General features: G+C 47.6%; 18 protein-coding genes. 13 read left to right on the forward strand and 5 right to left on the reverse strand.

The window, feature by feature from the left end; genetic code table 11:
* Positions 1–135 precede the first annotated feature (135 nt).
* From infA to OXH00_02040, 3 genes are all read left to right on the forward strand, one after another.
* Complete coding sequence (gene infA / locus OXH00_02030) at positions 136–375, forward strand: translation initiation factor IF-1 (protein ID MCY3739779.1); 240 nt, start codon at positions 136–138, stop codon at positions 373–375.
* Between the two features lie 126 nt (positions 376–501).
* Entirely contained in the window at positions 502–1,317 is an 816-nt protein-coding gene (locus OXH00_02035) for a hypothetical protein (GenBank protein ID MCY3739780.1), read from the forward strand.
* 51 nt (positions 1,318–1,368) lie between these two features.
* On the forward strand, positions 1,369–2,103 hold the full coding sequence (locus OXH00_02040) for an SDR family NAD(P)-dependent oxidoreductase (GenBank protein ID MCY3739781.1): 735 nt from the start codon (positions 1,369–1,371) through the stop codon (positions 2,101–2,103).
* 79 nt (positions 2,104–2,182) lie between these two features.
* Here OXH00_02040 and OXH00_02045 read toward each other — a convergent pair whose 3' ends face one another.
* The 5 genes from OXH00_02045 to OXH00_02065 all read right to left on the reverse strand — a co-directional run bounded on the left by OXH00_02045 (position 2,183) and on the right by OXH00_02065 (position 7,417).
* Positions 2,183–3,097 carry a hypothetical protein gene (locus tag OXH00_02045; protein MCY3739782.1) on the reverse strand — a complete coding sequence of 305 codons (915 nt, stop codon included), beginning with the start codon at positions 3,095–3,097 and terminating at the stop codon, positions 2,183–2,185.
* Between the two features lie 695 nt (positions 3,098–3,792).
* Positions 3,793–4,845 (reverse strand): Gfo/Idh/MocA family oxidoreductase, encoded by a 1,053-nt coding sequence (locus OXH00_02050; protein MCY3739783.1) that lies wholly within the window; start codon positions 4,843–4,845, stop codon positions 3,793–3,795.
* Between the two features lie 3 nt (positions 4,846–4,848).
* The gene (locus OXH00_02055; protein ID MCY3739784.1) at positions 4,849–5,346 is read right to left on the reverse strand and encodes a type II toxin-antitoxin system VapC family toxin; all 498 of its coding nucleotides are present in this window, start codon (positions 5,344–5,346) and stop codon (positions 4,849–4,851) included.
* A 2-nt stretch (positions 5,347–5,348) separates the two neighbouring features.
* Positions 5,349–5,666: a hypothetical protein gene (locus OXH00_02060; GenBank protein MCY3739785.1), complete on the reverse strand. Its 318-nt coding sequence runs from the start codon at positions 5,664–5,666 to the stop codon at positions 5,349–5,351.
* Between the two features lie 86 nt (positions 5,667–5,752).
* Positions 5,753–7,417 (reverse strand): hypothetical protein, encoded by a 1,665-nt coding sequence (locus OXH00_02065; protein MCY3739786.1) that lies wholly within the window; start codon positions 7,415–7,417, stop codon positions 5,753–5,755.
* 659 nt (positions 7,418–8,076) lie between these two features.
* Here OXH00_02065 and OXH00_02070 point away from each other — a divergent pair.
* The 10 genes from OXH00_02070 to OXH00_02115 all read left to right on the forward strand — a co-directional run bounded on the left by OXH00_02070 (position 8,077) and on the right by OXH00_02115 (position 21,264).
* Complete coding sequence (locus OXH00_02070) at positions 8,077–9,963, forward strand: hypothetical protein (GenBank protein MCY3739787.1); 1,887 nt, start codon at positions 8,077–8,079, stop codon at positions 9,961–9,963.
* 210 nt (positions 9,964–10,173) lie between these two features.
* A complete protein-coding gene (locus tag OXH00_02075; GenBank protein MCY3739788.1) occupies positions 10,174–10,842 on the forward strand; it encodes an endonuclease III in 669 nt (222 codons plus the stop codon).
* 29 nt (positions 10,843–10,871) lie between these two features.
* Positions 10,872–12,989: a hypothetical protein gene (locus OXH00_02080; protein ID MCY3739789.1), complete on the forward strand. Its 2,118-nt coding sequence runs from the start codon at positions 10,872–10,874 to the stop codon at positions 12,987–12,989.
* 58 nt (positions 12,990–13,047) lie between these two features.
* The gene (sat, locus tag OXH00_02085) at positions 13,048–14,244 is read left to right on the forward strand and encodes a sulfate adenylyltransferase (protein MCY3739790.1); all 1,197 of its coding nucleotides are present in this window, start codon (positions 13,048–13,050) and stop codon (positions 14,242–14,244) included.
* Positions 14,245–14,423: 179 nt separating this feature from the next.
* Positions 14,424–15,671 carry an alcohol dehydrogenase catalytic domain-containing protein gene (locus OXH00_02090; GenBank protein ID MCY3739791.1) on the forward strand — a complete coding sequence of 416 codons (1,248 nt, stop codon included), beginning with the start codon at positions 14,424–14,426 and terminating at the stop codon, positions 15,669–15,671.
* Positions 15,652–17,652 carry a hypothetical protein gene (locus OXH00_02095; protein ID MCY3739792.1) on the forward strand — a complete coding sequence of 667 codons (2,001 nt, stop codon included), beginning with the start codon at positions 15,652–15,654 and terminating at the stop codon, positions 17,650–17,652. The genes OXH00_02090 and OXH00_02095 overlap by 20 nt, the downstream gene beginning before the upstream one ends.
* Before the next feature lie 283 nt (positions 17,653–17,935).
* A complete protein-coding gene (locus tag OXH00_02100; protein MCY3739793.1) occupies positions 17,936–19,486 on the forward strand; it encodes a lactate racemase domain-containing protein in 1,551 nt (516 codons plus the stop codon).
* A gap of 16 nt (positions 19,487–19,502) precedes the next feature.
* Positions 19,503–19,982 carry a type II toxin-antitoxin system VapC family toxin gene (locus OXH00_02105; protein MCY3739794.1) on the forward strand — a complete coding sequence of 160 codons (480 nt, stop codon included), beginning with the start codon at positions 19,503–19,505 and terminating at the stop codon, positions 19,980–19,982.
* Positions 19,975–20,196 carry a hypothetical protein gene (locus OXH00_02110; GenBank protein MCY3739795.1) on the forward strand — a complete coding sequence of 74 codons (222 nt, stop codon included), beginning with the start codon at positions 19,975–19,977 and terminating at the stop codon, positions 20,194–20,196. The genes OXH00_02105 and OXH00_02110 overlap by 8 nt, the downstream gene beginning before the upstream one ends.
* Before the next feature lie 36 nt (positions 20,197–20,232).
* Positions 20,233–21,264, forward strand: coding sequence for a methionine synthase (locus tag OXH00_02115; protein MCY3739796.1), 1,032 nt, complete (start codon positions 20,233–20,235; stop codon positions 21,262–21,264).
* The last annotated feature ends 5 nt before the right edge of the window (positions 21,265–21,269 follow it).

The following is a 21,269-nucleotide window of genomic DNA, read 5'->3' on the forward strand; positions in this document are numbered from 1 at the left end:
TATACTGTGAATCGCAGACCTTCAGGAAACAAACGAAAGCCGCAGACGCGGTACGCGAATCCACCGCGCAGGAAGCGGAAGTCACAACCGAAAAAGCAAAAGGACACCGATGCGAGTCTCGATACTGAAGTCCAAGTGGAAGAAGAGGAACAAAAACCTTCTAAAAAGGACAAAATAGAGGTTGAAGGCACCGTCGTGGAACCTTTACCCAATGCGATGTTTCGCGTCGAGTTGGATAATAAACATCAGATCCTTGCCCATATCTCCGGCAGGATGCGGAAGTTTTTTATCAAAATTTTGCCCGGCGACAAGGTGACCGTAGAATTATCCCCTTATGACCTTACGCGAGGACGTATCACCTATCGGAAAAAGTAGTTTTCTAAATAGAGACTTGTTGGCGCGGTTTTCGACCGCGCACTCGTCAAGGTAACCGTAGGCGCGCTTTCCAGCGCGCACCCGTTTACAAAGCAATCCGCTTTCGCTACGCGACGGGAAATTCCTATGAAACCTACCGCCTTAGTTCACATCAATACTATCCACGACAAGGAGACGGCTCGGCTACTCAATGCTATTGAAGCAAAACGGGAGCAGGTAGAAGAACTCACCGTAACGATCGAAACACTCAAGTCAGAAGTTGACGTATTTCAGCGCCGATACAATGCCCATATCAGCCACCACTACCTCGAACTTGACAAAGTTGAACTTGAAACGAAGGAATATACCCTTCGGCTACAACTGCGACGAGAAAATGTGAGCGAGGCGGAGATAGAGGCGCGTGTAGAATCTTGTTTTAGAACAAGCCGCGCACGGGTTGACGCATACGAGGAAGCAGACGATTCACAACCTATCCCTGAAGAAAACGAGGTCCCTGCACCTAAGGCAAAACACCTGCAAAACCTCTACCGTAAACTCGCCAAACGGTACCACCCCGACAAAGCCATAGATACCAAAGAACAGCACAGACGAGAACAGTTGATGCCACTTGTTAACCGAGCATATCAGGAACACGACATTCAAACTCTTGAACGGTTAAGTCTTGGTGAAACGGAATCAGACATCTCTGAAAAAACAGATGCCGAAAAACGGGCAGCATTACAAGCGGAACTCCGAAGCCTGAATCGTGCAGCGAGCGAATTGCGTTTAGAGATAAACCGACTCAAGATGGGACGCACCTATCAACTCAAACAACAAGTAGAAAACGCCAAGAAAGCTGGGACAGACTTACTCTCTGGACTCGCGAAAGATTTAGAACGGAAAGTTAAAGCCGGCCGCTCACACTTGACGCGCTTGATTAATATGTGGCATCGTACACAATGACAGCGGAACGCCAAAAGTAATTTATAAATGTACTTTTAGAAGGAATCCATCATGCAACTCACAGACAAAGTCGCTATTATCACGGGTGGCGGTCGCGGCATCGGTAGAGCTGTCGCCATCGCCTATGCAGCCGAAGGTGCGAGCGTCGTCATCGCTGCGCGGAGCAGTGCCCAACTCGATAAAGTCGCTACAGAGATAGCAGCACAAGGTGGCAAAGTCCTCGCCCTGCCAACCGACTTACGAATCCGCGAAGAAGTGGAACACCTCGTCCAGAAGACCGTAGCGCATTTCGGACGGATAGACATTCTCGTCAACAACGCCGGTATCAATCCGAGAGGCTTATTTTTAGATTCTACCGATGAAGAGTGGGAACAGGGATGGCAGATTAATGTGATGGGCGTTGTGCATTGTTGCCGCGCCGCGTTACCAATCATGCAGCAGCAAGGCAGCGGGAATATCATCAATGTTGGCTCTGGAATGGGACAGGTCGGACGTTCAAATCTAAGCGTCTACTGTGCTTCTAAAGCGGCACTGCACGGATTGACACAATCAATTGCTGAAGAAGTCTGGGAAGATGGCATCATCGCGAACGTCCTTATCCCGGGTCCCGTGAAAACAGAACTTTCAAAACCCGCTTGGGAAAATTCAGGAACTTTCAGAGCACAAAGCGATCCGTGGAAGGAACCGGAGCAGGTTGTTGCATCGGCACTTTTCCTCGCGACGCAATCCCCTGCTACCGGCATGACAGGTCAAATTCTCAGCATCATGCGCCGAAATAGCCCGTGATAGCACAAGAACTTCTGAGAGTTTACCTCATAAATACGATTCGTCTAAGTTAACACCGAAGTAGCGTCTGTTTATACTGTTATCTCAGCGGAGCCAGTACTTCAGTCCCATCTCCGAGAACCGCAACGCTCCACCCAACACAAATATCTCTATCTCCGCACCCACTTCTGCGGTCTTTAACAGGTCGATCCCATTCAATCTCAAACCAGATCAACCCATCAGCCATTTCGGGACCGGAAATGATCGTGCCTGTTTCACCGTTAAACATGCCGCCAATCTGAGTGCCACCTGGAGCATTCCGAATTCGAAGTCCAATATTTAGCGTGTTCTTGACAATTACCCCATCGTTCTTGCCGAATGATCCGAGTTCAGGTTCAGACTCAGGTTCAGACTCAGGTTCAGGCTCGGGTTCAGACTCAGGTTCAGGCTCGGGTTCAGGCTCGGGTTCGGGTTCGGGTTCGGGCTCAGGTTCAGGTTTGGATTCAGGTATTGGCTCTATGGGTGGTGATGGTTTAAAAACAATATGAGAGCGTGTCAGATTCGCAATAGCAATCCCCTCATATTCAATAACGTTGCGTGTTTCCGCACCGAGCTCCTCGGTAAATGTTTTGGGACCACTACTAACCCCAACAACGACTTCTTCTCCAATACGAACAACCAGCTCATTATTCTCGGTAAATATCCAAGGTTGAGGGTCGAATTTGATACTCAGAACATCTAACACATCACCACTGTCACTACTGATGTAAACTGACGCAAGGCGGGAGTGGCTCTGCACGAAACCGTTAAGAGTTATGCGATACGTGCCAGGTTGTAAAGCTTGATGGACTGGGCGGATTGTTATCTCTGGAAATCCGTCAGGTTCCCCTATTGGAACAGTTTCTGTCGAAGGTTCGTCCATCATCGCGCCCATAACCATATCTGTTATAGGTTTTTGTTGACTATTACAACTGACCAGAGCAAGTAGGACCGTTAGTAAAATGAAAAATCTCATACGCTTGATAATTTCTCCTCTAATCATTTAGGGGACAACTCGACCGATTAATAACCGTGAGTTGACTCCAGCATTTAATGCACAAGATCAAGCTATTGAAACACCTAATACTCAATCTCGCTGCCATTTATAGATACAATTCTGTGTTGATGCTCTGCCTGAAACACAATATTTGTGTTGAAATCATCAACACTGTTGTTTTAGTAAGCAAGTTTTGTGCCAATGCCTTTAATTAAAGGGCAATATCTACGCCAAAATTCCAAAGGGTTCCTACTCTTATTCGTGTAAAATATAGGGACACACTAAGCTTATCCAAGTAGGCAATGACTTTTGCTTTCATCATAAAAAAATAAAAAATAACCTGCTTGCAACCTCTTTTCTACCGCAGATACGCAAAAAATGCAGAATTAGCGTGAAAAAATGGAAAGTATGTGAAAAAAATGCAGTGATTAGATCACCGCGTTGCACGACTTGGTATGGGTACTTTAGGGATTTTATTATTTTCCTGGAAAAGAAAATAGAGAGATCTATCGGTAGGCGTGCTTACAAAACTCTCCGATCGACGGTGTATGGTCAATCGTCCAATCAACTACAAAGCCTTAATCTTCATCAAACTTTGCCAATAAAGAAGGGAGAGCGGCCTGCTCTCCCTGAAAATGTCTAATATTTTAGATTTTACTATAAGAGTTCCATCTTTAGAGTGGAAATGTAACGCGCCGTCCCTCTTGCGCAGAGCGATACGCGCCCAAAATCATTTCCACCGTAACCCGTCCATCCTCTACTGTGACATCGGGTTCTGTGTCGTTCTTCAGACAGTCAATAAACGGACGCGGCACACCGGCAATCCGTTCACCGTGCCCATCCGGAATAGGAATACCGAGGTCCTTCCATGTCGGTTCATCGCGTGTATACAACCTAAGCGCAACGGCATCTGCCGAGCGCGGGATATTACACGAAGGAGCGTCCCCATAGTTCTGTATGACCACACCTTGATCACCATAAATCTCAGTCGTATTTTCACCGGCGAGCGTCACAGACGTATTCAGTAAAATCGCCATCTCTCCACCGGCGAATCGATAGACAGCCAACCCCGTGTCATCAGGTGCGACATCCGTCAAAATGTTATCAATTTCAGCAATAACACTCGTCGGTTTACCGAGCATCCAATAGATAAAATCGGTCGCATGCGAGGCATCGTCCATGAACATCCCCATGTTCTTCTCCGGATCAATATGCCAGCGACTGGGTCCCGTCACAAAAGCCTCGCTAAACAACGCGTTGATACAGTGTCGGCGGCGCAACACACCGATTTTCCCCAACACGCCGCTGTCAATCAATTCTTTCATTGCTATGTTCGCTGGGTCGCGCCGCATCTGGTAACCCATCATAAACTTGACCCCGGTCTTCTCTACGACCGCTGCAATTCGATCACAATCCTCCAAAGTGAGTGCCATCGGTTTTTGGCAGAGAATGTGCTTTCCTTCTGATGCCGCTGTTTCCACCATCTCCGCGTGCCGATTTGTTTCGCAGGTTACAATAACAGCGTGAATTTCGGGGTGGTTGATAACATCCTCAAGATGCGGTGAATAATTCATGCCGTATTGCGTTGCTGCAGCTTCGCCGCGTTCAACACTGTCGTCCCAGCATGCGACAAGTTGGACATCGTCAAACGCCTTCATTTGGTTACAATAGGCGTTAGCGTGTCCATGCGCGAAACTTATGATACCGATACCGATCTTTGCTTTCATATATTACGTTATCCAATCTGTGAGTGTCTGTTGTGGGTCCAGTTCGGGGTTGAAAATTTGCAAGCCTTCCGCACGCGCCGCTCGGAGAAGGCGTTGATCCGAGGCAACGAGCACCAGCCTATCGCCTGTACTGCGAAGTTCTGTTGCAGTGTCTAAAGCGGAACGTAAAACCAATGCGTCAACACTGTTGAGAGAATAGGTTTCAATCAAATCTATTGAGTTCCAAACAAGCGAATCGGGAACCGAGATTTTCCTAAAGTTTGATTGATTATTGATGACTTCATGCTCTAAATGTCCGATAGCTTGAGTAAATTCACCAATCGTGATGCGGCCGTCATTCTTTTTACGAATACAGATCCAAAAGACCTCTATTGCACCAATTGTTAAACACAACAAACGTCCTAAAGGCACATTGCGAAAAAGAAAGAGCATTTTCTCACTGCCAGATTCACGAGTATACCGTTTAACGAGCGCGCTTGCATCGAAATAGAAGTGGTACAATGTTATTTCTCCCGTTCTTCGATAATCGCACGACTAAACTCGTTGTCCTCAGCATGAATCCCATGTTGTTTCATACTCTCATGAAGTTCCTCAATCGGTCTAAGTTCAAAATCTTCTGAGATTCCCATTTTTTTGAATACTTCTGCAATCACTTTCGTACCGATATTATCATCTTGGTTGTCGTTTTGCATTTCAAAATCCTTTGGCGGATTTGGTCCCGCTTCCTCAACAACCGAAGAGAGTTTCTGATCCATCTCCGCAACGATCTTTTCCAATCGGTCTAACCGTTGGGTAATAGCTTCAAGCATTTCTTTTTCCATTGTAAACCCCCTTATCTTCATTCTGTGTATAATTAAGAATACCACAAAAACTACCAGATGTCATATCAATCCCTAAAGCAAGAGGATTACTTCTCCAAAACAATCCGTACCTCAGCATCCACATTCTGTTCCCCAAAATTCACCGAAGCAGAAATCGGACCGAGGAACTCTAAGGGAAACAGATTCTCAGTGATACGCCGTGTCAAGGACGCATCCAATTCCTGTCCCGTAAGAGAAGCAAGCACAGTAACCAATGGCAGGAAACGTCTCAACTCCGGTACAAGCAGTTCGGGCTGAATGAATACCTGAACACCGTCCATATCTGTGGGAAACATTACATCACTCAAGGCAGACGTTTTACCCATTACCGTATCAATCACAGCCTTTAATCCGGCAGTTGTTGTGCCTAAGACAAAATAGTCATCAACGATCGCATATCCGCCTGCAACTGCCAACAGAAAATTGAGACGGAGTTGCACGGGTTGAACGGGGACACCGTTGTAATCTTGCGGCTCAAGGAATTTAAGCTGCTGACCGGCGACAGAAATTTTTCCCTGTCTCACAATATCTAATACGCCCTTCAATGCCTCAGGAGCCTTAGCATGCGTAATCAGAACCAGTGAAGGTACTACCGTTACCTCACCAGGTTCAGGAGCAGTTAACATCACAGTCAAGTCTGTCCCCAAAACTTGGGAAAGATCAATATTGCCGAAGAGTTCCTGCATCTGCTGATTCGGAACTGAAAACGTAGTGACAAAAGCAGTCTGTTCAGGAAAAGCGCGGAACGGTTTTGCGTCATCTGCAGCAGGCAGCTTACTCTGGTTAGTATCTATGCGCTTGCGGAGATGATGCTGTGAAATAATTACGCCATCCTCATACCGATTGCTAAACGTCCAGAAGTCTGTCCCTTCAAACATTCCATAAATCTGTTTAATAAGAGCGTTAGACTGAACAGTATTCAGGATAGGGGCGATCTGTTTTATATCTGCATATCCGGTGCTTTTGTCTTGGCGATAGTTTTCCTGAATCTCTGTCCTCATCGGGTGCTCCGCGAGGAAGTCTTGTCTATTTTTTTCCTTTTTCGTTTCAGGAAGCCTCGTATTATAGATGTCAAGCGTCTCTATCAACAGCGTAGGGTCGAGGCTTAATATCCCAATTCTCCCGATGAAGGTATAACTAAAATCGCGTGGATACCCTGTAATGGTATTGATCGTGAATTCGCCATATCGGTTTTGTATGCGTTTATACCCCGGATTGATCGCATCCGTTGCAGTCATCGCCTCAATACTGAGTTTTTCCGCGCCACCCACTGCAGCGATGAGAAGAAACGTGAATTCGCCTTCGCGTTGGTAAACAGCGAGAATCGTCTCTTCACCAAAATAGCCGGTGACCATCTTAAGGTCGAGTCTGCCCCCCATCTCATATTCCCATAACAGTTTTTGATACACAAGTTCTTTCCACCAACGTTGTTCCCGAATTTCAGCGAGGAGTGGCATTTCCGCTGTCTGTTTTCCGAATTCACTACGGTTGAAAGTCTCAACCAACCCTTTCAACTCCTTGAGTGTCAGATAGCAGACCGGAGATTTCGGAAGCAGTGTAATCAGGTGTTGCTCCGGCTCCCACAACGCCGTCTGGCGATAAATAACGGATAGCAAAATAATAACCCCAGTAAGTCCGATTAGACTCATAATAACAATTCTTTTACGTTTGCTCAGCTGCATCGGTTTCCAAGCCTTTGTGATATTTGTCATAAGCGAGAGACTTTCGTCAGCACACGAAAATCTTCGTTAGATATTTTTGGTGTCCCTGTATCTTCCGTGCTTACTTGATTATATCATATTATCTCTCAACAAGCAATTCAATTGACCACTGCCCCCAGGGTTATTTAGTTTTCCATTTTCTTATCAAATTTTCGGACCCCAAGCCCGGTAGGTGCGGTTTCCTAACCGCACCGGATCTTTAAAAAAGACCTGAAACACAATAAATCCTTAAAACTAAATCACCCTGCCACTGCCCCCAAGGTCATTCAATTGTAGGTTTTTGGTGTATTTTCGCAGGCGTTAATACTTTATATATGTTATGTTTTTTAAAAAACCGCTGAAATTTTCGCAGCCTGTCGCAGCGTTTCGCACCGGATCCTGAAAAAAAAGACATCCAATCCAATAATTTCTTAAAATTGAATGCTACTGCTACTGCCCCAGAGCCATTCAGTTTTCGGTTTTCCGTCGTTTTTGTCGAAGCAGTCGCGATTCGGAGAGTGCTTCTACATGGAAGCGTTTACGCGAAAGATTGAAACTATTGGACAATTGAAAGGCACTGCTACTGATCGCTGTTCCGCTGGCAACCACGAAAATTATTTGTCTAAAAGCGAAAAATGATGTAGAATATTACCGTTATTTCTCGAAAGAAGGTGAACAACGTTCCAACCCAAGATCTCAAAATTCGACCATTCACGATACTCCTTGTTTGCGTGTTAGTACCTGCCAACTGTTGGTGGGTATCCGTCTCAATTATGCGTGGTGGCGGAAGTCCAACGCAGGTTTCGCTCTTCTACAATGCCGTTATCACGATTCTAATTTTATTAGGCATCGGGATGCTCTTACGTCGGTTGCATCGCGCGCTGATACTCAACCGGGCAGAGTTGCTGGTTATCTACACTTGCATCTCAGTCGGCGCGGGACTCGCCGGTGTTGATAGATTCCTCGTGCTCATGCCACTTATCGGGCACGCACACTGGTTTGCGACACCCGAAAACGATTGGGCGAACCTGTTTCATCTCCATATTCCGCAGTGGTTGGCTGTTAGTGATAAGCGTGTTCTCGATGGATATTATAACGGGTTCGCAAGCATCTATGAACCGCGCTACTTAACCGCTTGGCTGCCAGCAATCGTCTGGTGGACGCTCTTTATTCTGGCTATCCACCTCGTGATGCTCTGCCTGAGTCTACTCTTCCGGCGGCAGTGGGTTGAATCGGAGCGGCTGAGTTATCCGATCATCCAGTTGCCGTTTGAGATGACAACTCGGAGTCGGCGATTTTTCCGATCACCGTGGATGTGGCTCGGACTCTCAATCGGGGTCACCATTGACATCATTAACGGGTTAAATTTTCTGTTCCCTGCCGTTCCAAGTCTCGGCGGAAAGTTATATGATCTGCGGCAAATTTTTACAGAACGTCCGTGGAGCGGGATTGGCTGGAGTCCGATCGGTGTCTTCCCTTTCGGTATCGGGCTTTCGTTCTTCATACCGTTGGACCTCTCCTTCTCTTGTTGGGCGTTCTGGTTGATATGGCGGGCGGAACGGCTGTTAGGTGTCATTGCCGGGTGGCGTGGGCTGCCGCGCTTCCCTTATGAAGCAGAACAGTCGCACGGGGCATACTTGGGGCTTTGCGTCGTCGCCATCTGGATGAGCAGACGCTACCTGAAAGGAGTGGCACGCCAACTCATATCTCCGAAGGCAGACGAACCCGTTTCATATCGACTCATTGTTATCGGACTGCTCGGTGGCGCAGCATTCATCGTCGGATTCTGTCTCAAGATGGGTATGAACTTTTGGGTCATCATCGTCTATTTCGCGATCTGGTATGCGATTGCAATCGCGATTACGCGCTTGCGTGCAGAACTCGGCTCGCCAGTACACGACCTACATTTTATCGGCCCCGATGAAATGTTACCGCGGCTATTAGGTATCCGCCGATTAGGCGCGACGAACTTAACAGGGTTCGCCTACCTCTACTGTCTGAATCGCGCACACCGCTCACACGCCATGCCACACCAACTCGAAGGCTTCAAATTGGCTGAAGGTGCGAATATACCGATCCGGCGGTTTGCGTTCATCATGATGTTGGCTTCCGCATTAGGCGCGCTCGGTTCGTTCTGGGCATACCTGTCCATGTATTATTCGGAAGGCGGTTTCGCAGGATTCGGACGCGAATCTTTCAACCGATTAGAGACATGGTTAACTTACACCGCACCGCCAGACGTACCAGCAATCAGTTTCGCAACATTCGGATTCGGATTGACGCTACTCCTCGCCGCAATGCGGATGCGCTTCCTCTGGTGGAATTTACACCCTGTCGGCTACGCTATCTCTGGGAGTTGGGCGATCAATCCGATGATAGGTTCAATCTTTGTGGGGTGGCTACTCAAGTGGCTCGTCCTGAAATATGGCGGTATCCGATTGCATCGGAAAGCCGTCCCATTTTTCCTCGGCATTGTGCTCGGCGAGTTCGTGATAGGAGCGTTTTGGAGTCTTTTATCCATTGCCCTTGACCAACCGATGTATCGGTTTCTCTTTTAATCGGCTTGTGGCGGTCAGCAGCCAGCAGTCGGCGTTTTTAGCCAGTTTGATCCGAAGATCGCGAGTACAACTCGCTCCCGCAGAAGAGGCAGTTGAAAAACAAACGAAAACATAAAAAACTAAATGAGTCTGGGTGAATGTGTAAAAGGCGTTGCTATTTTTTCTTTTTGTGGTATAATATTTTAAAATACAATAATCGGAAGAAGACAATTGGACCTTAAACAGAAAGCCGAACTCATATCAGAAACATTGGAAGATTTACTCGGCGTGCCAACCCGCGACGGCGCAGGAGATGTGCTGGAATGTCTTATTTTAACGATCTTATCGCAAAACACGACAGATGTGAGCCGCGATAAGGGGTACGCGAAGCTCAAAGAACGCTTTCCGACATGGAAAGATGTCTTGCACGCCGATGTCAAGGCGATAGAGGCGGAAATAAAAATTGCCGGATTGGGAAACCAGAAAAGTTATACCATAAAAAACTTTCTCACATGGTTAAAAACCGAACACGGACAACTCTCTTTAGAATTCATCCACGACATGGAAACGGAGGCGGCATTGGCACTTTTGTGTCAGCACAAAGGCATCGGGATCAAAACCGCTTCTGTTACACTCTCTTTCGCTTGTGGTCGGGAGGTATTTCCGGTCGATACACATATACTACGGATTTCCAAACGTCTCGGATTGATTCCGTCAAATTGTAGTGCAGAGAAAGCGCATCAGGTGTTACCACCAATCATACCAGCAGGGAAAGCGTATCCGTTCCACATGAATTTAATCTATTTCGGCAGACGCATTTGCGATGCTCGAAAACCTTTGTGTGAACGCTGCCCACTGACAGAACACTGTCTCTACTTCAGAGAGAACTTTCAGGCTTAGGTAGTGCATAGATAGATCGGAGAGAAAACATGTTCGACTGGAAAAACTTGTCATGGAAACACCTATTTGTAGTGCTGTTGGTATTACACCTCCTTCCATTATGGATTTTCGCCTATTTCCCCTCCCAAGACGGTGTCAGCCACGTCTATAATGCCAAAGTACTCAACGAGTATGCCCAACACGAAAACTATAAGATGCGGGATGCATGGCAGCTGAATATCACGATCTTCCCGAATTGGTTGTCCCATATTATGCTGGCAGCACTTCTCCACATATTTCCGCCTGTCATTACAGAAAAGGTTTTTCTCTCAATCGCGATTGGCATGATACCGATCGCTTTCTTCTATTTCCTCAACGCCGTCCACAAAGATCGAGCAGGAAAGTTTGTGTACGCTTGGCTCGGTTTCCCTTTTGCCTATAACTATCTGCTCTACATGGGATTTTACAACTTCACACTCAGTATTTCGTTTTTCTTTTTCAGTTTCGGCTTTTGGTGGAAATATAAAGAGGCCATGCAGGTAAAACAACTGGCATGGCTTTATGTGTTACTACTGCTGACCTATCTGTCACATATCGCCTCTTACGGGCTTATTGTTTTAGGGATTTCTATAGCAGGCGGCTGTATATGGGGTGGTAGCGCATTAGCAGCGGCGTGGCGCGAACGGCATGCCGAATGGTTTCGAGAATTCATTATACGTCTCAAACCGCTTTTCCACTTCGCTCTCTACATGGTGCCGGTATACTTCGTCCTGATAGAATACTATCTTGAGAGCCTGAAAAAGCATCCACAGGGTAACCATCGCGGTATGGAGTGGATTTGGGAATACTTTCTCGGTGTTAAATCAATCGTCTATTTCAGCGATTGGCACGTTCCTGTCAACTATTTCCTTCTCACTGTATTAGGCATAGCAATTGTTGTTTCCATTGGCTATCGGATTCACCGAAAAGAGTGGGTGAAACAGACCGATGCTTTTCTACTCATTGCGATCGTATTTACCTATATGTTCATCAGGGCACCGTGGAGTTACGGTCCCGGCGGCTGGATCAATGATAGGATCCATCTCTATATTCTGCTGATGTTGGCAGCGTGGTTAATTCCAGACATGCATAAACTCCCTCGCTACGGTATCGCAGCGTGTCTTATCGTTTTCAGTCTACTCCATTTCGGAAGAACGGCTTATGACCATGGACGCATTGCACCAGAGATTGCCGAGCTTGTCTCTGGAGCGCGTCTGATAGAACCGCATACGACATTTAGGCATCGCAGCCCAGATTGGCATAAATCGGATGCGATGGGGAAAGTTAAATATGTTACACCGTTTGTGCATTCCACAGCATTTTATGGTGTATATGCTGATGATATAGTGCATCTCCTTAACTATGAAGCCCACTTTGACTATTTTCCAGTAAACCGTAACAACCAAGAAAGCGTCGAATTAAATTATATCACCGAAGATTACATCGTCGCTTGGTTCTACCCAGAATCTGAGGATTTTGCAGACGTTAAGCGCAATTACGACATCATCCATGAGACAAAAAATCTCAAACTCTTCAAAAGGAAACTTGCACCAGGCCCTGTACACGACCTCTGGAGTCAGTCAGAAACACGAAACCTTGTCATCCGTTTCGATATGCAACCCACTAACGGTCAAACAGCACCGAATCATCACCCTATCGGACCAAAGACAATGTACGAGACCGGTAAATTCGGGTGGGACACTGAGTGGAATCATAGGGATTCGCGAATCGATGCCAAGAGAATCTCACCGCGTGAAGCCTACAATGGACCAGCGAGTGCGGGTCCGTTAGCAAGGGATGCTATCTGGGGGAAAGAAGATGCTGCTTTCAAGCTCGATCTGCCCAAAGGCACGTACCGTGTAACCAACACCTTCTCTGGTGCAAAAAACGCTACACATACAGTCAACCTAATAGCAAACGATACACGAATCCTCAAAAATTTTATTGTAAAGGCAGACAATGAAGAGAATAAGCATTCCTATACAGTAGAAGTCACCGACGGTTACCTTACCCAAGTCATCTTCACACCCCAAAAACGGGTACAGATTGAACGTGAAAGAAACAGCAAAAACCATTTTTGGATATGGAACGGTTGTACAGTTGAACAGATAACCACCGAAACAGAATAACCTGCTACTTACAAATTCTATCGCAGATTATCACAAATCTCAAAGGAGAATTGATTGAATGATTAAACCACATGGCGCCGAAACCTTAAACCCACTCTACGTTTCGGATGATGCCCAGCGTGCGGAACTGATAAAAGCGGCGGAACAACTTCCGTCTGTCTTGCTCTCTTCTGGTGCAGCTGCCTCAGCCGTTATGCTCGCATCAGGTTACTTTACACCGCTCACGGGTTATATGAACATCGCTGAAGCGACAAGTGTCGCCGCGGATATGAAATTGCCGAACGGCCTCTTCTGGCCTGTCCCCGTGATGAACATTGTTCCGTCCGAACAGCTCACAGATGCAGTAAAGAACGCTGACAGCATCGCGCTCCGCGATCCGAACGTTGAAGGCAACCCGCCACTCGCGATTATGAAGGTTTCGGCGATTGAAACGCTCTCAACAGCACAGAAACAACTTCTCATTGAAAAGACCTTCGGAACCACCGACCCCGAACATCCGGGTGTCCCTGCTTTCGCCGACGTTGGAGATAACGTCCTTTCAGGTCCAATCGAAGTGTTGAACTACTCTTACTTCCGAGAAGATTTCCCGGACACCTTCCGCACAGCCGTCGAGATTCGTGAGGATATCGCTGCGCGCGGGTGGGATACAGTCGTCGCTTTCCAGACACGGAATCCGATGCACCGTGCCCATGAGGGACTCTGCAAAATCGCACAAGAGGCAGTCAATGCCGACGGTATTCTAATTCATATGCTCCTCGGTAAGCTAAAGCCTGGGGACATTCCCGCTGCTGTTCGTGATGCTTGCATCCGTACGATGGTGGAACACTATTTCCCCGAAAATACCGTCTCTATCACCGGTTACGGGTTCGATATGCTCTATGCTGGACCGAGAGAGGCACTCCTCCATGCCGTCTTCCGTCAGAATTGCGGTGCGTCGCACTTCATCGTCGGACGCGACCACGCAGGCGCAGGCGACTACTACGGCGCATTCGATGCACAGGAGATTTTCGACACAATTCCTGAAGACGCACTCGAAATCGGTATCTTCCGTGGTAATTTCACCGTATGGAGCAAAAAGCGCAATGCAATCATCATGATGAGCGACAACCCGCACGATGCAGGCGACTACTTCAGCATCTCTGGGACACAATTGCGTGAGATGCTCGCCGCTGGCGAACCACCCCCACCAGAAATCGCACGCCCCGAAGTCGCGGAAATTCTGATGGGGTACTACCAGTCCGAAGCAAACGCTTAATTGATTCTATCCATAGGCGGGATCGTTAAAGGGCAGTCGTGATGAAATCATAATTGTCCAAAGCTGCGAGGTAGTTGAAGAATAGTCTGCAGTTGTCAACTATCAGGCACAAGAAGTATTGGTTAAGCAAGCCCCTTCTTTAACTGACAACTGACAACTGACAACCGAGAATTATTATAGTGGAAGCCGTTCAATATAACAAAAGCATCCCTCGTTATCTCGCGATGCGCTACCTTGGGAAACGGTGGCGGGGTCTCTACACGTCGCCGTTCTCCTGTGTACATCTCGTTGACATCCCGGAGCCAGAACTGCCAACCCCTGAATGGGTCAAAGTCAAGACCCGACTCAGCGGTATTTGTGGCTCCGATTTGGCTACGATCACTTCAAAAGGAAGTCCGTATTTCTCGCCGTTCACATCAACACCTTTTGTGTTAGGACATGAGATTGTCGGGGAAATTGCGGAGATCGGTGATGCAGTGGAGGGTTTCCCTATCGGGGCACGGGTGGTGATTGAACCGGCACTCTCATGTAAGGTGAGAGGGATTTCGCCACCGTGCTACCAATGCCAAAACCTCCACTTCACTAACTGCGAAAATATCACAGAAGGAGACATCTCCGAAGGCGTTCAAACGGGTTATTGTCGCGATACAGGTGGTGGCTGGAGTCGATATGTGCTTGCACATCAAGCACAACTCCATCTTGTTCCGGATGAGGTCTTAGACGAAGTTGCCGTGCTACTCGAACCCTTTGCCTGTGCGATACACGGCGTTTTGAAGTCAGAATACGCTACAGCAGCCAACATCTGTATCATAGGTGGTGGCACGATCGGGCTGCTCACTGTCGCAGCACTTCGGATGCTCGGCTATCAAAACCGGATTCTTATCTTCGCCAAGTATCCACACCAACAGCAATTGGCACTTGACCTCGGTGCAAATGAGGTAATATCGCCGAATAGCGGTCGGTATACAGCATTCTGTGAACTCACAGGTTCAGAATCGTATCAACCAGAGTTGGGACAACAGGTATTAATTGGGGGTGTAGATGTCACCTTGGACTGTATCGGTTCAAGTGTCACAATAGACGATGCGCTCCGTTTCACACACGCAAACGGTGAAGTCATCCTGCTGGGTATGCCGGGAATCCCGAAAAATATCGACTGGATGTCGGTTTGGTATAAGCAGTTGAAAGTAGAAGGTGCTTATACTTATGGAATTGAAACACACAACGGGGAACAGATTCATACCTTCGCACTCGGCATGCAGCTCCTCGAAAAAATGGGAGCACAATTGCGTCCACTGGTGGTCAGACGCTTTCCGCTGCGAGACTACAAACGCGCCATACAGACCGCCTTGAATACAGGGAAAACCACCACAGTGAAAACCGTATTTGACTTACGGACCGATTCTGTTGGTTACACAATTACCTAATTCACCCCGTATGACACCTCCTTCCACCTCACAGAACCTTCCACAAACGCCTTACGCCACTTATAACAGTATCACAGCGCGGAGCGTGCTTATCGGCATGGTGGCGGTGATATGCCAATGCCTCGCCACTCCATATAACGATTTTCACGTCGGCGGCACCTACCTCGCAGGGAACCACCTGCCGATCGCAGTCGTCTTCGTCATGCTGGTTTTCATCCTCGGTGTCAATACACTTCTCAAGCGACTGAAACCCGGCACCGAGTTGCAAGGCAGTGAACTCCTCGTTATCTGGGGGATGATGCTGGTTGCATCCGGTATCCCGTCCTCAGGACTGATGCGATACCTCGTCCCGCTCGCTGTGAGTCCGTTCTACTTCGCAACCCCCGAAAACGAGTGGATCACCCTCTTTCATCAGCATCTCCCAGACTGGATGGTCGTGAAAGACCCAAAAGCCGTTTTCTATTTCTATGAACAATTACCAGAGGGAGATGCAATCCCGTGGCTGGCATGGGTAAAACCGATTGTCGGATGGAGTGCATTTGTCCTGATCTTCTATTTTCTCACCATCTGCTGGACGGTCTTGCTCCGAAAGCAGTGGGTAGAGCACGAACGTTTCACCTTTCCGCTCGTTCAATTGCCAATGGAAATGTTCCAACCCGCGTCGGGCAGCGCGCTGCTGAACAGGTTCTTCAAATCGCCGTTGATGTGGTGTGGCTTCGCAATGCCCGTCGTACTGCACGGGTTAAAAGGATTACATCTCTACTTCCCAGCGATTCCAAGTCCGCCTGTCTACTTTCCGATCGCTGCGCTTTTCACCGAAAAACCGTTATCCGCTTTGAACTGGTGGCCCTCTGTGAACCTGTTTATCTTCCCTTCCGTCGTCGCTGTTGTCTACCTGCTTACCCTTGAGATTTCGTTTAGTTTCTGGTTCTTTTTCCTACTCGGAAAAATGGAGACAGTGCTTATCTATGCGACAGGTTCAAAAGTGAATCAGTGGAACTTCCATCAAAATCAACAGATGGGCGCGCTATTGGTCTTTATTGGGTTCATCCTGTTTATCGGCAAACGCCATTTCGGACGGGCATTCGCTACGATTCTCGGACGAAAATCGAGTAGTGACACTAACGAACCACTACCTTATGTTTGGGCAGTAGGGGGGCTGATTGGCGGGATCTTACTGCTTACACTAATATGTAGTTTCGCGGGGATGAGCGTATGGGTTGCTCTCTTTATACTCGGTATCTTCCTCGCAATAACAACAGTCGGCACATGGATGGTTACCAACGGTGGCTTGATGTTTATCCTCTACTCTTTTTTGCCGGGTGAATATCTCATTACGCTGTTCGGCAGTGCGCGTGTGAACGCATCCAGTTGGACCTTGGTCGCCTATGAGCGGGTACTAATGTTTGATATGCGGGAGATCCTGATGCCGAGCGTGATGAACAATTTCAAACTTGCGGAACCGCTACGTCTGAAACAACGTCCGTTTCTGCTGGCGATGGGAATTGCCATTGTCTTAGCGATGGGTGTCTCCTACTATTCCTCCTTAGACCTCGCTTATACACACGGTGCAGTGAACCTACAACACTGGACCTACATGATCTCCACAACCTCCCCATTTAACCGCCTCACGAGTATCCTCCAAAACCCGATCGGTATTGAATTGGAACGCCTCGGTTCGTTTATCTTCGGTGGTGCCACGATGTTCGGCATGCTCTGGATGCGCCATCACTATCTCTGGTGGAAACTGCACCCGATCGGTTCTCTCATGATGACGAGTTATGCAACTTATTGCTTTTGGGGATCATTTTTCATCGGTTGGTTCCTCAAATATACGACGCTCAAGTTCGGTGGTGTTGCCTACTATCGTAAACTCCGTCCGCTCATTTTAGGCGTTGTATTAGGTGAATGCTTCATCGGCGGCATCTGGATCATTGTTGGACTTATGACGGGTATTGGGTATCGTCTATTGCCCGGTTGATTGTAGAGCGAATTTTATAAGAAAATCTTTGCCCTGTTTCAAAACTGCACCATTTTGGGCAATCTATTATGAGATTTGCACTATTCGGTGCAATTTCATCAAGAATGCCAGTAGTATCACACTGCAAACTGGCACGAAACTTGCTACCTTTACGGATAATTTGTCTGCTCTGTGAACACCTTCACAAGATAAATAAATTTGCACATTCGCATAAATTATGCTAAAATACATAGGTGATTGCAAAACGATTGAACCGTCTCATGAAGCGAGTTACCCTGTTTAAATGAAATACTTTACTTACTTCGGAAACCATCTTATCAACGCGAAACTGCCGGATAATTCGGAGGTCTACTACGCCAAGCCGCCGCTACCCGGAATTAAGCGCGCAGCACTTAGTGAACACACGCAGCGTGCCTTTGAAAACCCACTTGAGATGCCACCACTTAGCGAACTCGTCAACGGCAACTCAAAAGTGCTTATCCTGTTCGACGATAACTGCCAACCGTTTCCGGCTACCAAAAAACCGGATATGCGGCAGATTATGATTGAGACGCTCCTGAAGATGCTCTACGGGTACGGTGTGGAGAAAAAGAATATCCAATTGATGTGTGCTGTCGCGCTGCACCGTAAGATGAAAGCACATGAACTCGCTTATATGCTCGGCAAAGACATCATGGACGAGTTCTATCCGCATCAACTCCGAAACTTTGATGCGGAAGATGCCGACCAGATTGTTGAGGTAGGCCGCACGGAACACGACGAAATCGTTGAGACAGATAAAGCGGCACTCGAAGCCGATCTGGTCATTTATGTCGATATGATACAAATTCCGCTCAACGGTGGACATAAGTCCGTAGCGGTAGGTCTCGGCACGTATAACTCCATTGCACCGCACCATTCGCCGCACATGACAGCGGAGAGTCCACACGTGATGCAACCCGAAGGCTCGCACATGCACGCCTGTATTGAACGGATGAGTCGTCTCATTCAGAAAGAGACCCCCATTTTAGTCCTTGAAGCAGCGATGAACGGTGCGATCTATCCGTTTCATCTCCGCTACGTCGGGAAACCGAACCGTGACTGCAACATCGCAGAGAAGGTTATTAAAACCTTCACACCGGCAACCTTATCGCTTCTACCCGAATCACTCCGTTACGCAATTCTCAAGAGCGTCCGCACGGACTACGAACCGATACAGATCAACGCAGGCGATATCGATGCTGTTCATGCAAGAACGTTAGCATCAATGAAGGATCAGCTGGCAATAGACATCCCGCGTCAGTTCAGCACACTGGTGTTCGGACTCCCCGATATGAGTCCCTACGCCGTGGATGCGCGTATCAACCCCGTTTTGGTAGTGAGCGACATTTTGGGCTATGTCTTCAACTGGTTCTACAACAAACCCATCATCAAAAAGGATGGCGTTGTAATCATCATGAACCCGACGTATGAAATCTTTCACGAAGAGTATCACGTCGCCTATAAAATGTTTTACGATGAAGTGCTTGCTGATACCACAGAACCCTTTGAGATGCAGCAGAAGTTTCAGGAGAAATACGCGAAGGATGAATACCTCATCGACTGCTATCGGAACAAATTCGCACATCACGGCTTCCATCCGTTCACGGTTTGGTATTGGGCAACGTATCCGTTGAAATACCTATCTAAGGTCATCCTTGTGGGTCCGCAGGAACCGAGAGTCGCACAGCGATTGGGTGTTGATTGGGCAAAGAACTTAGATGATGCACTCGCGATGGCACGCGAAATCTCCGGTGATGATGATGTCGTTGCTTTGACAATGCCGCCGTTTTTCTACGCAAATGTTGGGAGTTAGGGCAAAGGAAGTATGTATGCCTCCAAAAGTTTACGTTGAGACCTCAGTGATTGGTGCATACTTTGAGGAGAGAACAGATGTTGTCTCGGCTTCACAACGTCATTGGTCCCGTCTTTGGTGGGATGAAATCAGAAGTGAATATGATGTGGTAATTAGTGAAGGAGTTATTGACGAATTAGCTAATCCGAACTACCCTTACTCACAAGATACCGTTGCCTTAGTAGAAGATATACAACGCGTTGAACCTGTTGATGAGGTCTATGACATTATTAACATTTACGTTACGCGAAAGTTGATGCCACAAGATATTTTGGGAGATGCCCTGCATTTGGCTCTTGCTTCATACCACAAATGCGATTACTTATTGACCTGGAATTGTAGACATTTAGCAAATCCAAACAAATTCCACCATATCAGGATTGTGAATACAGCATTAGGGTTGTATGTTCCGGTGATTACGACACCAAATCAGTTAATAGGAGATCCCAATGATTAAAGATTCCCCAATTGTTGAAGATACTCGGCGTGTTCGCCGTATGATTTCTGAGAAATTCGATCATGATATCGATCGGTATATTGCCTACTTGCAAAGTGAGGCAGCCTCACGTCAAGCGAAGAAAGCCGTTCAAGGGTCGAATAGTAGTGAAAATAGCGTCGCTGACGTAGAAAATCAAGAGCAGCCACATAAGAAGGAAATCAGAGTTAATTGAATTCACGAACTTCCGAGCCAAAAAATAGAGGCGTATATGAAAGAGACGGACATTTTGATACCTACGAGTACTATTGGAAGTTACGCACCACCGAGTTGGCTGTGCGTGACACTGGAAGCAATCGGACGCGGTGAACTCGGCGAAACGGATATTAACGAAACATTTGACGACGCAGTCCGAACCGCTATCGCTGACCAAGAGCGCGCCGGGGTTGACATTGTAACAGAAGGCGAGATGCGTCGCCAAGATTTTGTGCTCGGCTTCTATGAGCGGCTTACTGGGTTAGAACAACTCCCCGCGCCGAGGACACAAGGACCCGACGGACACGATCAGCGCGGCAAATGGCTGCCCTCCGTTCCGCTTGCAGCACCCGATGGACTCGGTATCCTCCCGGAATTTGAATTCGCGAAAAACGAAACAACGAAAACACTCAAGGTGACATGTCCGGGGCCGTTCACGCTCTCAGGACGCATCCAGACGGGTGGCATCTACAAAGAACGGCTTGAAGTCGCCTATGCGTGTGCAGAGATTATCAACACAGAACTCCGACAGCTTGTTGAAGCAGGTGCAGAATTTATTCAGTTGGATGAACCCTCTTACGCTGTCTATCCCGACCGACCGCAGGAATTCGTGAAATTGTTCAACCACACCGTTGAAGGTGTATCAGCAAAAATTGGACTGCATATCTGTTTCGGTAACTACCGCGGTAGAGCCGTCGGTAAACGTTCTTACCGTCCGCTTTTCCCACATATCCTTGAGGCAGCCTTTGACCAACTCGCACTGGAATTTGCAAACCGAGAGATGGCAGAAATCGGATTGTGGAGCGAGTTCCCAAACGACAAAGAACTTGCCGCAGGACTCATTGATGTCAAAAACTACTACGTAGAAACACCGGAAGATGTCGCGGCACTGCTCCGAGAAGCCCTCAAACATGTCTGTCCTGAAAAACTTGGGATCACACCAGACTGTGGTTTCAGTCAAACGGCGCGATGGGCAGCTGCCGCCAAACTAAAAACAATGGTAGCGGGGACCGAAATTGTCCGCCGTGAACTCACAGGAACAGTATAACAAAG

The sequence above is a fragment of the Candidatus Poribacteria bacterium genome (assembly GCA_026706025.1).
In the GTDB taxonomy this organism is placed as follows: domain Bacteria; phylum Poribacteria; class WGA-4E; order WGA-4E; family WGA-3G; genus WGA-3G.

Bases quoted from the DNA above. Each gene is read 5' to 3' on its own strand.
- OXH00_02115 (MCY3739796.1), top strand. From the start codon at position 20,233: ATGAAAGAGACGGACATTTTGATACCTACGAGTACTATTGGAAGTTAC.
- OXH00_02105 (MCY3739794.1), top strand. From the start codon at position 19,503: ATGCCTCCAAAAGTTTACGTTGAGACCTCAGTGATTGGTGCATACTTT.
- OXH00_02100 (MCY3739793.1), top strand. From the start codon at position 17,936: ATGAAATACTTTACTTACTTCGGAAACCATCTTATCAACGCGAAACTG.
- OXH00_02060 (MCY3739785.1), bottom strand. From the start codon at position 5,666: ATGGAAAAAGAAATGCTTGAAGCTATTACCCAACGGTTAGACCGATTG.
- OXH00_02065 (MCY3739786.1), bottom strand. From the start codon at position 7,417: ATGACAAATATCACAAAGGCTTGGAAACCGATGCAGCTGAGCAAACGT.
- OXH00_02035 (MCY3739780.1), top strand. From the start codon at position 502: ATGAAACCTACCGCCTTAGTTCACATCAATACTATCCACGACAAGGAG.
- OXH00_02045 (MCY3739782.1), bottom strand. From the start codon at position 3,097: ATGAGATTTTTCATTTTACTAACGGTCCTACTTGCTCTGGTCAGTTGT.
- sat (MCY3739790.1), top strand. From the start codon at position 13,048: ATGATTAAACCACATGGCGCCGAAACCTTAAACCCACTCTACGTTTCG.
- OXH00_02080 (MCY3739789.1), top strand. From the start codon at position 10,872: ATGTTCGACTGGAAAAACTTGTCATGGAAACACCTATTTGTAGTGCTG.
- OXH00_02110 (MCY3739795.1), top strand. From the start codon at position 19,975: ATGATTAAAGATTCCCCAATTGTTGAAGATACTCGGCGTGTTCGCCGT.
- OXH00_02040 (MCY3739781.1), top strand. From the start codon at position 1,369: ATGCAACTCACAGACAAAGTCGCTATTATCACGGGTGGCGGTCGCGGC.
- OXH00_02050 (MCY3739783.1), bottom strand. From the start codon at position 4,845: ATGAAAGCAAAGATCGGTATCGGTATCATAAGTTTCGCGCATGGACAC.